The sequence below is a fragment of the Actinomadura sp. NBRC 104412 genome, from assembly GCF_030269515.1.
GTDB lineage: Bacteria > Actinomycetota > Actinomycetes > Streptosporangiales > Streptosporangiaceae > Spirillospora.
On record NZ_BSTM01000007.1, the window covers coordinates 166131 to 178736 of the forward strand.

At 71.9% G+C, this 12606-nt stretch carries 11 protein-coding genes; 7 read left to right on the plus strand and 4 right to left on the minus strand.

The window, feature by feature from the left end:
• The first annotated feature begins 171 nt into the window (after positions 1 to 171).
• The 7 genes from QSK21_RS11670 (at position 172) to rfbD (ending at position 8122) form a co-directional block, all read left to right on the plus strand.
• Positions 172 to 1656: a sugar transferase gene (locus tag QSK21_RS11670; RefSeq protein ID WP_502871549.1), complete on the plus strand. Its 1485-nt coding sequence runs from the start codon at positions 172 to 174 to the stop codon at positions 1654 to 1656.
• 97 nt (positions 1657 to 1753) lie between these two features.
• Positions 1754 to 2671, plus strand: a complete 918-nt coding sequence (locus tag QSK21_RS11675) for an inositol monophosphatase family protein (RefSeq protein ID WP_285695568.1) — start codon at positions 1754 to 1756, stop codon at positions 2669 to 2671.
• An 86-nt stretch (positions 2672 to 2757) separates the two neighbouring features.
• The gene (cysD, locus tag QSK21_RS11680) at positions 2758 to 3675 is read left to right on the plus strand and encodes a sulfate adenylyltransferase subunit CysD (RefSeq protein ID WP_285695569.1); all 918 of its coding nucleotides are present in this window, start codon (positions 2758 to 2760) and stop codon (positions 3673 to 3675) included.
• A gap of 50 nt (positions 3676 to 3725) precedes the next feature.
• Complete coding sequence (locus QSK21_RS11685) at positions 3726 to 4988, plus strand: sulfate adenylyltransferase subunit 1 (RefSeq protein ID WP_285695697.1); 1263 nt, start codon at positions 3726 to 3728, stop codon at positions 4986 to 4988.
• A gap of 172 nt (positions 4989 to 5160) precedes the next feature.
• Positions 5161 to 6228: a glucose-1-phosphate thymidylyltransferase gene (locus QSK21_RS11690; RefSeq protein ID WP_285695570.1), complete on the plus strand. Its 1068-nt coding sequence runs from the start codon at positions 5161 to 5163 to the stop codon at positions 6226 to 6228.
• A 17-nt stretch (positions 6229 to 6245) separates the two neighbouring features.
• Entirely contained in the window at positions 6246 to 7280 is a 1035-nt protein-coding gene (rfbB, locus tag QSK21_RS11695; protein ID WP_285695571.1) for a dTDP-glucose 4,6-dehydratase, read from the plus strand.
• Positions 7277 to 8122, plus strand: coding sequence for a dTDP-4-dehydrorhamnose reductase (gene rfbD, locus QSK21_RS11700; RefSeq protein ID WP_285695572.1), 846 nt, complete (start codon positions 7277 to 7279; stop codon positions 8120 to 8122). The genes rfbB and rfbD overlap by 4 nt, the downstream gene beginning before the upstream one ends.
• Here rfbD and rfbC read toward each other — a convergent pair.
• Genes rfbC through QSK21_RS11720 form a run of 4 tightly spaced genes read right to left on the minus strand, consistent with a single transcriptional unit; the run spans position 8119 to position 12521 of the window.
• Positions 8119 to 8730, minus strand: a complete 612-nt coding sequence (rfbC, locus tag QSK21_RS11705; RefSeq protein WP_285695573.1) for a dTDP-4-dehydrorhamnose 3,5-epimerase — start codon at positions 8728 to 8730, stop codon at positions 8119 to 8121. The two genes, rfbD and rfbC, sit on opposite strands and share 4 nt — an antisense overlap.
• A 10-nt stretch (positions 8731 to 8740) precedes the next feature.
• Positions 8741 to 10057: an O-antigen ligase family protein gene (locus QSK21_RS11710; RefSeq protein WP_285695574.1), complete on the minus strand. Its 1317-nt coding sequence runs from the start codon at positions 10055 to 10057 to the stop codon at positions 8741 to 8743.
• 59 nt (positions 10058 to 10116) lie between these two features.
• Positions 10117 to 11928: a right-handed parallel beta-helix repeat-containing protein gene (locus tag QSK21_RS11715; RefSeq protein ID WP_285695575.1), complete on the minus strand. Its 1812-nt coding sequence runs from the start codon at positions 11926 to 11928 to the stop codon at positions 10117 to 10119.
• Complete coding sequence (locus QSK21_RS11720; protein ID WP_285695576.1) at positions 11925 to 12521, minus strand: DUF4352 domain-containing protein; 597 nt, start codon at positions 12519 to 12521, stop codon at positions 11925 to 11927. Before QSK21_RS11720 ends, QSK21_RS11715 begins: the two co-directional genes overlap by 4 nt.
• Positions 12522 to 12606 lie beyond the last annotated feature (85 nt).

The following is a 12606-nucleotide window of genomic DNA, read 5'->3' on the forward strand; positions in this document are numbered from 1 at the left end:
TGCCCGGCCCTGGCATGCATCGGATTGTTCGGTCTTCGGGTGGTTCGTGACTCGCCTTTATAAAATGCTGCGCAATATGCGCGCGGGACGTGTGAACCTCACCTGTTGTTCGGCCGTCTTCGAGACGGATCGTGCGTGACGGGGCGCATGCGGCAGGGGTGGTGATAGTCGGTGGCCGTTGTTGACGAGATTGGCAGGGCGCAGGCCCGGACCGGGCCTGGACCGGCTCGGCGTCCTTCGGGGCCCACTTGGACGAACCGGTATCGCCGGTACGCGGTGTTCCTGGATCTGGCCAGCATGCTGTCCGCCGGCGTGATCGCGTTCGTGCTGCGGTTCCCGGGGATCCCGAAGGAGCCGAACGTCCCCTACGTCGCGCTGACCGTTCTGCTGCCGTTGCTGTTCCTGTCGATCCTGGTGCTGTGCCGGGCGTACGAGCCGCGTTTCGTCGGTGTCGGGTGGGAGGAGTTCCACCGGGTGCTGCGGGCGGGGTTCGTGCTCACCGCGACCGTGGCGATCGCGGCGTACGCGACCAAGACGGAGGTGGCGCGCGGGTATGTGGTGATGGCGCTGCCGCTGGGCACCTTCCTGGCCCTGGTGGCGCGGTACCGGCTGCGCAAGTGGCTGCACAAGCGGCGCTGGCAGGGCGACTTCATGCGCCGCGTGGTGGCCGTCGGGCACCGTACGTCGGTGGCCGACCTGATCAGGCTGCTGCGGGAGAAGCGGTACCACGGGATGGACATCGTGGCGGTGTGCCTGCCGCCCGCCATGGTCTCCGGTGAGGACGCGGTCGACGAGGTCGAGGGCGTGCCGGTGCTGGGCGATTTCTCGCAGGCGGCGAGCGTGGTGCAGCGCAGCGGCGCCGATTCGGTGGCGGTGCTGGCGTGCCCGGAGATGGACGGTGTGGCGCTGCGCAGGCTGGCGTGGCAGATCGAGCGGGACGATGTCGAGCTGGTGGTGGCGCCCGCGCTGATGGACGTGACCGGTCCGCGGATCTCGATCCGGCCGGTGGCGGGGCTGCCGCTGCTGCATGTGGAGCATCCGGAGCTGGAGGGGGCCCGTAAGCTGCTCAAGGGCCTGTTCGACCGGGCGTGCGCGCTGGCCGGGCTGGTGCTGCTGAGCCCGTTGCTGCTGGTGGTCGCCGTCCTGATCAAGGTGACCAGCGAGGGCCCGGTGATGTTCCGGCAGGTCAGGGTGGGCCGGGACGGCCGCGAGTTCACCGTGCTGAAGTTCCGCACCATGGTGCGGGACGCCGAGCTGCGCAAGGACGAGCTGATCGCCTACAACGAGCATGACGGCGGCGTGCTGTTCAAGATCAAGTCTGATCCGCGGATCACCGCGGTGGGCCGCCGGCTGCGCCGCTACTCGCTGGACGAGCTGCCCCAGTTGTTCAACGTGCTGCGCGGGGAGATGTCCCTGGTCGGGCCGCGCCCGCCGCTGCCGGACGAGGTGGCCCGGTACGGCGGGGACGTGTACCGGCGGCTGGCGGTCAAGCCGGGCATGACGGGGCTGTGGCAGGTGAACGGCCGGTCGGACCTGTCCTGGGAGGAATCGGTCCGGCTCGATCTCCGTTATGTGGACAACTGGACGCTGGCGCTGGATCTCCAGATTCTGTGGAAGACCTGGTCGGCGGTGTTCCGCGGCTCCGGGGCGTACTAGCCCCTACCAGGGGCCCTGGTGTCCTGGCGGATGTCCGGTGTGCAGGACAATGTGTACCGGGCATCTGGTGACGCATGAGCCGGGGACGTGAGGGCCGATGACGGAGCGACCGGCGGCGGGGACCGCCGCCACCGCGGACGACCATGAGCTGGCCGGGGAACTGGCCGGTCAGGCGGGGCGGCTGCTGCTGGCGGTCCGCGACGAGGTCGGTTTCGGTGACGCGCGTGCCCTGAAGGACACCGGTGACCTGCGGGCGCACGAGTACCTGATGGGGGAGCTGGCCGGGCGCCGTCCCGGCGACGCCGTCCTGTCGGAGGAGGGCCGGGCGTCGGTGGCGGGCAAGAGCGCCACCGCGGTCGCGATGGACGGCCCGCCCACGGCCAACACCGACGAGGCGCTGAGGCTCGCCGCGTCGCGGGTGTGGATCGTGGACCCGCTGGACGGGACCCGCGAGTTCGCCGAGGAGGGCCGCGGCGACTGGGCCGTCCACGTCGCCCTGTGGGACGGGGCGCGCGGCGGGCTCGGCGCGGGTGCCGTGGCGCTGCCGGCGCAGGGGGTGACGCTCAGGACCACCCCTCGGGGCGCCGTGACCGCCTCCCTCAGGGACGGCTCCGAGGAGCCTTTGCGGATGGCGCCTCCGGCGCCCGGGGGGCTGCGGATCGCGGTGAGCCGCTCCCGTCCACCCGAGTTCGTGGGCCGTCTGGCCGGACGGCTGGCGGACGACGGTATCGCGGTCGAGCCGGTGCCCATCGGCTCGGCCGGGGCGAAGATCGCCGCCGTGCTGCTGGGCGAGGTGGACGCCTACGTCCACGCGGGCGGCCAGTACGAGTGGGATTCGGCCGCTCCGGTCGCGGTGGCGCTGGCCGCGGGCGCCCACGCGTCCCGGATCGACGGCTCGGCCCTGACCTACAACCGGAAGGACCCGCGGCTCCCGGATATCCTGGTGTGCCATCCCGGGTCGGCATCGACGCTGCTGACCGTCATCCGAGAGGTCACGGGAGGCCCGCCGGGCTGACGGGGCGGAGTCCGGGTACATCTCACCCGGATCGTCCGCCGAACCGACCGGTGCACTGCCAGACGAGCGTGGAGAGACACCAGACCATGCAGCGTTGCGATTACCTGCTGTCCCAGCTAGACGTCCTCGAGGCCGAATCGGTCCACATCATCAGGGAGGTCGCCGCCGAGTTCGAGCGGCCGGTCCTGCTGTTCTCCGGCGGCAAGGACAGCATCGTGATGCTGCACCTGGCCCGCAAGGCGTTCGCGCCCGCGCCGATCCCGTTCCCGGTGATGCACGTCGACACCGGCCACAACTTCCCCGAGGTGATCGAGTTCCGCGACGGGACGGTCGCCCGGATGGGCGTGCGGCTGGTGGTGGCGTCCGTGCAGGAGTCCATCGACCGGGGCCGGGTGGTGGAGGAGACCGGGCGGCGGGCGTCCCGCAACCGGTTGCAGACCACCACGCTGCTCGACGCGATCGAGGAGCACCGGTTCGACGCGGCCTTCGGCGGCGCCCGCAGGGACGAGGAGAAGGCCCGCGCGAAGGAGCGGGTGGTCTCGTTCCGGGACGAGTTCGGTCAGTGGGACCCCAAGAACCAGCGACCCGAGTTGTGGAACCTTTACAACACCAGGATCCGGCAGGGCGAGCACGTGCGGGTGTTCCCGCTGTCCAACTGGACGGAGCTGGACATCTGGGACTACATCCGGCGGGAGGGGCTGGAGCTGCCGCCGATCTACTTCGCCCACACCCGGCTGGTGTTCGAGCGGGACGGGATGCTGCTGGACGCCGAGACCACGTTCGCCAACCGCGGCGACGACGAGCCGGCGTTCGAGGCGACCGTCCGCTACCGCACCGTCGGCGACGCGTCCTGCACGGGCGCGGTGAAGTCCAACGCCGCCACGCTGGAACAGGTGATCGAGGAGATCGCCGCCACGCGCGTCACCGAGCGCGGCCAGACACGGGCCGACGACCGGTCGAGCGAGGCGGCCATGGAGGACCGCAAGAAGGAGGGGTACTTCTGATGCCCGCGCAGGAGACCGCGCAGACCGCTGGACCGGCCACGGGCCATCAGATGGACATCCTGCGGTTCGCCACCGCCGGGTCGGTGGACGACGGCAAGTCCACGCTGATCGGGCGGCTGCTGTTCGACTCCAAGTCGATCTTCGAGGACCAGCTGGAGTCGGTGGAGCGCACCAGCGTCGACCGCGGCGAGGAGTACACCAACCTGGCGCTGCTCACCGACGGCCTGCGGGCCGAACGGGAGCAGGGCATCACGATCGACGTGGCGTACCGGTACTTCGCCACGCCGCGGCGCAAGTTCATCATCGCCGACACCCCCGGGCACATCCAGTACACCCGGAACATGGTCACCGGGGCGTCCACCGCCGACCTGGCGATCGTCCTGGTGGACGCGCGCAAGGGCATCCTGGAGCAGTCCAGGCGGCACGCGTTCCTGACCACGCTGCTGAAGGTGCCGCACCTGGTGGTCGCGGTGAACAAGATGGACCTGGTCGGATACGACCAGGGGACCTTCGAGCGGATCGTGGACGAGTTCACCGCGTTCGCCACCAAGCTGGAGGTGGCCGACCTCACCTTCATCCCGATCTCGGCGCTGCACGGTGACAACGTGGTGGACCGGTCGCCGAACATGCCGTGGTACAAGGGCACCTCGCTGCTGCACCACCTGGAGCACGTGCACATCGCCTCCGACCGCAACCTGATCGACGTGCGGTTCCCGGTGCAGTACGTGATCCGCCCGCACGCGTCCACCGACCCCGAGCTGCACGACTACCGCGGCTACGCGGGGCAGGTCGCCGGAGGCGTGCTCAAGCCCGGCGACGAGGTGGTGCACCTGCCGTCCGGGCTGACCACGACGATCACGCACATCGACGGCCCGAACGGCCCGGTGGAGGAGGCGTTCCCGCCGATGTCGGTCACGCTGCGGCTGGCCGACGACATCGACATCTCCCGCGGCGACATGATCGCCCGGCCGAACAACCGTCCCGAGGTCGCGCAGGACCTGGACGCGATGGTGTGCTGGATGACCCCGGACCGGCAGCTCACGCCGCGGATGAAGGTCGTGATCAAGCACACCACCCGGACCGCCAGGGCGATGGTGAAGGAGCTCAACTACCGGCTGGACGTCAACACCCTGCACCGGGACGAGAACGCCCCGGCCCTGGGGCTGAACGAGATCGGCCGGATCTCGCTGCGGGTCACCCAGCCGCTGTTCGTCGACGACTACGGCCGCAACCGGATGACCGGCGGCTTCATCCTGATCGACGAGTCCACCAACAACACGGTCGCGGCCGGCATGATCGTCGGCGCCCGGTAGACGGCGCCCGGTAGGAAGGTAGGCGGAACCCCTGGGCCGGGCCGGTCCTGGCCCGGCCATCGGGACACCGGGCGCGGCGGACTACCGGTAATCTCGGCGGGTAACCCGACTTTTCCGGCATCACTGGAGCCTCGTTGAGATCGTCCGTTCCCAGCAGTCCCCAGGCGGCGCCGTGAAGGCCCTGGTCCTGGCCGGCGGCTCCGGGTCGCGGCTGCGGCCGATCACGCACACCTCGGCCAAGCAGCTCGTGCCGGTGGCCAACAAGCCGGTGCTCTTCTACGGCCTGGAGGCGATCGCCGACGCCGGCATCCGCGAGGTCGGGATCGTGGTCGGCGACACCGCCGCGGAGATCCGGGCGGCCGTCGGCGACGGGTCCTCGTTCGGGCTGACGGTGACCTACCTGCCGCAGGAGGCGCCGCTCGGGCTGGCGCACGCGGTGCTGGTGGCCCGCGAGTTCCTGGGCGAGGACGACTTCGTCATGTACCTGGGCGACAACTTCATCGTCGGCGGCATCACCGGGCTGGTGGAGCGGTTCCGGCGGGAGCGCCCGGACGCGCAGATCATGCTGACCCGGGTGAAGGATCCCCGGGCGTTCGGCGTGGCCGAGGTGGACGCCTCGGGACGGGTGGTCGGCCTGGAGGAGAAGCCGGAGCGGCCCAAGAGCGACCTGGCGCTGGTCGGCGTGTACCTGTTCGGCCCGGCCGTGCACGCGGCGGTGGCCGGGCTCAAGCCGTCCTGGCGGAACGAGCTGGAGATCACCGACGCGATCCAGGCGCTGATCGACGACGGCGCCCGGGTGGAGTCCACGGTGATCTCCGGCTACTGGAAGGACACCGGCAACGTCACCGACATGCTGGAGGTCAACCGGCTCGTCCTGGAGGGCCTGGAGCCGTCGGTGCGGGGACGGGTGGACGAGGCCAGCGAGCTGATCGGCCGGGTCGTGGTGGAGGAGGGCGCGGAGGTCACCGGGTCCCGGGTGGTCGGCCCCGCGATCGTGGGCGCCGGCTCGGTGGTGCGCGACTCCTATATCGGCCCGTTCACCTCGATCGACCGGGACTGCACGGTGCTGGACAGCGAGATCGAGTACTCCATCGTGCTGCGCGGCGCGTCCATCGACGGGGTCGGCCGGATCGAGGTGTCGCTGATCGGCCGGGAGGCCGCGGTGACCCCGGCGCCCCGCGTCCCGAAGGCGCACCGCCTGGTCCTGGGCGACCACAGCGCCGTGCAGATCAGCGGATAGAGGAGGACGGTCGGCAGATGAGGGTCCTGGTCACCGGCGGCGCCGGTTTCATCGGCTCGCACTTCGTGCGCGAGCTGGTCTCGGGCGGCTATCCCGCGTGGGCGGGGGCGGAGGTGACCGTGCTGGACCGGCTGACCTACGCGGGCAACCTGGCCAACCTGGAGCCGGTCGAGGGTGGGTTCACGTTCGTGCACGGCGACATCTGCGACGACGAGCTGCTCGCGCAGGTCGTGCCCGGCCACGACGTGGTGATCAACTTCGCGGCCGAGTCGCATGTGGACCGGTCGATCGCCAGCGCCGGCGAGTTCGTGCGCACCAACGTGCAGGGCGTGCAGGCGCTGCTGCGCGCCTGCCTGGTGGCCGGTACCCCCCGGATCGTCCAGGTGTCCACGGACGAGGTGTACGGCAGCATCGACAGCGGCTCCTGGGACGAGTCGGCGCCGGCCGCGCCGAACTCGCCGTACTCGGCGTCCAAGGCGGGCGGCGACATGATCGCCCGCGCGTACGCGCGGACGCACGGGCTGCCGGTCAGCATCACCCGTTGCGGCAACAACTACGGCCCGTACCAGTACCCGGAGAAGGTCATCCCGCTGTTCGTCACCAACCTGATGGACGGCCGCCCGGTCCCGTTGTACGGGGACGGCGGCAACGTCCGCGACTGGGTGCACGTGGCCGACCACTGCCGCGGCGTCCACCTGGTCGCCGAGGTCGGCGCGCCGGGCGGGATCTACCACATCGCCGGGACGGCGGAGCTGACCAACCTGGAGCTGACGCGGCGGATCCTGAACGCGCTCGGCGCGGATTGGGACATGGTGCGGCGGGTGCCCGACCGCAAGGGCCACGACCGCCGCTACTCGCTGAACGACGCCAAGCTGCGCGCCCTCGGCTACGCCCCGCGGGTGTCGTTCGAGAACGGGCTGGAGGAGACGATCCGCTGGTACGCGGAGAACCGGGCCTGGTGGGAGCCGCTCAAGAAGCGCGCCCATGACCGGTTCGGTGAGGGACCGGGTGCCTGGGAGCCCGCGCCCGGACAGCACACGGACGCCCGGTGACCTGGCTGATCATCGGCGCGGGAGGGATGCTCGGCACCGACCTGGTGGAACGCCTGGGCGGTGAGGCGGTCGGGCTCACGCGCGCCGAGCTGGACCTGTGCGACCCCGCCGCCGTCCAGGCCGCGCTGCGCCGTCACCGCCCGGCCGTGGTCGTCAACTGCGCCGCCTGGACGGCCGTGGACGACGCCGAGACCCAGGAGGAGGCCGCCCTGGCCGTCAACGGCACCGCCGTGGCGGCCCTGGCCCGTGCCTGCGGCGACGCGGGCGCCACGCTCGTCCAGATCTCCACCGACTACGTCTTCGACGGCAAGGGGGACCGCCCTTATCCCGAGGACGCACCGACCTGCCCCCTCAACGCCTACGGCCGTACCAAGCTCGCCGGTGAACGGGCCGCGGCCGGCGTGGACGCCTACATCGTCAGGACGGCGTGGCTGTACGGGGCGCACGGCGGCAGCTTCGTGCGGACGATGGCGCGGCTGGCGTCCGAGCGCGACACGGTGAGCGTCGTGAACGACCAGACCGGCCAGCCCACCTGGACCGGGGACCTGGCCGACCGCGTCATCGCCCTGGTCTCCGCGGGCGCCCCGCCGGGGATCTATCACGGCACGAACGGGGGCGCCACGACCTGGTACGGCCTCGCCCGCGAGGTGTTCACGCTGCTCGGGCTGGACCCGGACCGGGTACGGCCCACCACCAGCGCCGACTTCCCCCGGCCCGCCCCGCGCCCGGCGTACGGCGTCCTCGGGCACGGCGGCTGGGCCAAGGCGGGGCTGCCGCCGATGCGCGACTGGCGCGACGCCCTGCACGAAGCCTGGCCCTCCCTGCGGGCCGCCTGGTCCTAGCCGTCTTGACCGTCCTGGCCGTCCTGGCGTCCGGCGTAGAAGTCCAGGCACGTGCGGTAGTCGGGGAGCAGCCCCGACTTCTCGGCCTCGGCGAGGGTGGGCGCGGCGGCGTCCTTGGGCGACAGGATCGGCTCGACATCCGAGGGCCAGGGGATGCCGAGGTCCGCGTCCAGCGGATGCACCCCGTGCTCGCGCCGCGGCGCGTACGGCTCCGAGCACAGGTACATGACCATCGTGTCGTCCGTCAGGGCCATGAAGGCGTGACCGAGCCCTTCGGCGATGTAGAGGCAGCGGCGGTTGCCCGGGTCCAGCGTCACGGCCTCGTGCCGTCCGAACGTGGGTGAGCCGACGCGCAGGTCCACGACGACGTCGAGGATCGCGCCGCGCACGCACGTCACGTACTTCGCCTGCCCCGGCGGAACGTCGGCGAAGTGCACGCCGCGCAGGACGCCCTTGGACGACACCGAGCAGTTCGCCTGCGCGAGCCCGAAGGTGTGACCGGTCCGCTCCAGGTGGTCCTGCCGGAACCACTCGTGGAACGAGCCGCGCTCGTCATCGTGCACTTGGGGGGTGAAGGCGTAGGCGCCTTGGATGGTCAGCGGATCCACGCCCGCGAGTTTAGGGGTGCCGGTCCGTGCCCGGTCCGGCCCGCACCGCCTGTACGGGGACCGGGTCGCCTCCCTGGCGGCGCAGCACCTCCGTCCACGCGACGAGGAGCAGCAGCCAGATGCCCGAGACGTTAGCGGGCGCCGCCATGCCCTCGTTGGTGATGCCGTTCAGCAGAAAGCAGGACAGGATGCCCAGCAGCATGCCGGCGTCGGTGCGCAGGCTGCGGTGATGTGCCAGCAGGAGCAGGACGAACCCGAGCGTCAGCAGGAGCGCGACGAAGATGGCCGTGCCGACCGCCCCGTTGTCGACCAGGGTGTTGACGAACGCGTTGTGCGCGCCGCCCAGGCCGATGTCGTCCAGGAACAGGCCCCTGGACGCGCCCAGGCCGTGCCCGAAGACCGGTTCTTCCGCGTAGGCGCGCATGGCCAGCGTCCACAGCTCCGTACGCGAGTTGAGGGAGGCCAGCTTCTCGGCCGACTCGCCCCGAGCCACGAAGGCCAGGATCTTCTCGGAGAACGCGAGCGCGGCGACGGTCGAGACGGCGGCGCCGAGCACCAGCACGTCCACGCGCCCGCGCGGGCCGCGCGAGGTGGCCAGCAGCACCACCAGCCCGGCGGCGCAGCCCGCCGCCGCTCCGCGCGTCCCGGTGGCGATCAGCGCCCCGGCGAGCACGGCCATGGCGCCGAGGTACAGCAGCGGATGCCACAGCCGGTGCTGCGGCGTCTCGAAGCGGATCAGGTAGCTCACCGTGAGCAGCAGCGCCACCGCCAGGTACACGGCCGCCTGGACGGGGTGCACGTACAGCCAGTTGAAGCGGTCCTCGGTGAGCGAGGTGCGGGGGAACGGGTGGGCCACGCCGATCGCGACCGACGCCAGCACGATCGCGATGAAGGCGTGCCCCAGCCGGTGCATGTCGCGCGGTTCCGCCCGGGTCGCCAGGACGTACGTCACGCACATGGTGATCAGCAGTTGCACGCCGCGGACGACGCCCAGCGAGAGGAACGGCGACCACAGCGCGGACATCGCCAGGTAGCCGGCGAACGCCCACGCGGCCAGCAGCAGCCCCGTCGTCGGCCGGGACGGGGGGCGCAGCCCGAACCGGTAGTAGAGGTAGAGGGCGGCGAGGCCGTAGACGCCGATCTCCACCATGATCGTGAGGTCGGCGCTGCCGTTGACCGTCTGATCCACCTCGCGGCTGCGCAGCTTGTAGTCGCTGGACAGCATGAGGGCCAGCGGCACCACGACGGCCCACCACCCGGACACCGGCGGCAGCGGCCGGTACCGGGGGAGGAGGGTCAGGCGCGGGAATCGCCCCGGTGCGGTCATCGCGTTCTCCTGTTGGTGCACAGCGCCCCAAGGATAAGCCGCCCCGCGCCCGGTGACGCTCAGTCGGAGGCCATCGGCCACGCGCCCGTGTGACGGGCTCCGGCGGGACGGCCGAGCAGGGCGGCGACACGGGCGGGCAGGGGACGCGCGGCCGACGCGGCCCGGGCGGCGACGGCGGGGGAGAGCGCGCCGTCCGCGCCGGCCGCCGCCGGGTCGTCCTCGGCGATGCCCGCCCTCTCCTGGCCGGTGGCGTCCCGGAACGCGGCCAGGCCGGTGTAGGCGTCCGGTGCGCCCGCGCCGCGCGACCACACGATCAGCCGCCGCGGCGAGCCGGGGCCGGGCCGGACGAACACGTCGCCGTCGGCCGTGATCCCCATCGCGGCCGCCGAGCGGTCGTGCGTGTGGTCCTCCACGCACAGCAGGCACGGGGCGCCGGGACGCGCGTCCGCGAGCACGTTGTTGCCCAGCGTGATACGGCCGAGCCGCCAGGTCATCGTGGGATCGGGGAACGGCCGGCGGGGGTCGCGGCCTCGCGCGCCGGGCGCCTCGGGCCGCCGCTCGTCCTGCACGAGATGGACGGCGCGGCCGTTCGTCACCAGCGTGTTGTTCCAGATCTGCACGCCCTCGGTGTCGTTGACGCGGAGCCCGTCGCCGCCGTTGTCCCGGACGAGGTTGCCCGCGACGACCGCCTCCGCGCTCAGCTCCAGGACGATGCCGTGACCGGCGTTGCGGGCCACCCGGTTGCCGGTCACCGTGATGCCGTGCACCGACTCGTCCAACCAGAGGCCCTTGCCGAGGTTGCCGGACAGGACGCTGCCGGTCACGGTCACCCCCCGGGACCGGGTGACCTTGACGCCGCCCGACACCGGCGCCTGCTTGAAGCGCTCCAGGTTGTTACGGGTGCTGCGGACGCGTTCGAGACGCAGGTCGTCGGCCTGGTTGCCGTGGACGCCGAGCATGCCGTTGCGGGTCAGCGTGACCCGGCGGACGCGGGCGTGCGGCCCCACCACGCTGAGCCCGGTCGTGGCCGAGTCGGTGACCGCCACGTTCTCCACGCTCACCCCGGAGCCGGTCACGCGCACGCTGGCGAGCTGCGGGAGGGACGGAGCGTAGCGGCGCACGCCGACCCCGCGCAGCGCCGACCCGTCCCCGCCGATCGTGATCGCGATGCCGAGCGTGCTCGCCCGCACCGTCCGCCCGCGCGGGTCCGAGCCCAGGTACAGCCGTCCGGCCCGCTCGTCGACGTAGAACGCGCCGGCGGTCACCTCGTCACGGGAGGAGACCTGGCGCTGCGCCACATCGTCGATCCACACCTGGTCGGGGTGGGCCGCCATCGGGTGGGCGGGATCGATGAACTGGAAGTCCGGGTCGTCGCTGGGCGGCGCCCCGCGCGTGTAGGACGGGCTGGCGTCGAACCTGGCCGTCCAGCCGTCCTTGACCCAGGCGTCGCCGTCCCGCGTCCAGCCGTCCACGGGGGAGCTGCCGTCGAACCAGGCGGCCTCGCCCGGGTGGGACTGGACGGTGAGGCGCTTGCCCGGCGGGATGGTGACCGACTCGTGGTAGGTCCCGCCGCGCAGCACGATCGTGCCGCCGGAGGGCGCCAGCGCGATCGCCTTGCCCACGGTGCGCAGGGGCGCCCCCATCGTGCCCGCCGCCGTGTCGTCCCCGGACGGGGAGACGACGGTGGCCTTCTCCGGCACCTCGTAGGCCGCGGTGCCCACCGTGACGGCGCCCGCGGCGGTCGCCGTGCCGGGGGGCGGCCCGGCCTCCCCCGGGTCCCCGTCCAGAGGCCGCCAGACCAGCAAGGCGGCGGCGACGGTCACGATCAGAGCCGGCGCGCCGGCGACGAGGGCCCGGCGTGCCGGGCTCACCGCTGGAGCGATCCCGCGAACACGGCCGTCTTGTGCTTGTCGTCGAAGGCCACGCCCAGCACGACGGACCCGTACCCCTCGGGCGGCAGGTCGAAGGCGTACGAGGCCGAACGGCTCTTGCCCGGCGCCACCGTCCCGTAGAAGTCGTTGATGTTGGCGTACGAGGTGGGGCTCGCCTGCGTGCGGGCCTTGCCGTAGCGGGCGACCACCCGGACCTTGTTGAGGTCGAGCGGCTGCGCGGACCCGTTGGTGAACCGCAGCGTGAAGATCGTCAGGTTCCGGCCGGTGATCTCACCCGGCCCCTTGGCCTGGTTCCTGGCGTACCGTATGTCGGTGATCGCGACGGTGATCTTGTCCGGGTAGGTGATGGGCTTGCGCAGCCCCGTCATGTTCTTGAACGCCACGGCCCCGGGCGCCGCGGTGGTCTCCGCCTCGGACCGCTCGCTGGGCGGCGGGGGCTTGGGGCCGGAGGCGGGCTTCTTGTCGCCCGAGCATCCCGCCACCGCCACCGCGAGTGCGAGGGACAGCGCGAGAGCCGTGCCCCGGCCCGCCGAGCGAGAAAACGTGGATGGGCGCGATCCCCGGAGGGGCATGCGGATATCTCCTCGGTCTTGTGTCGCGGAATCGGCGTCCGAGTGAACGGGGGAGCCCGGAGCGCCGGTAGTGGCCAACAGTTTA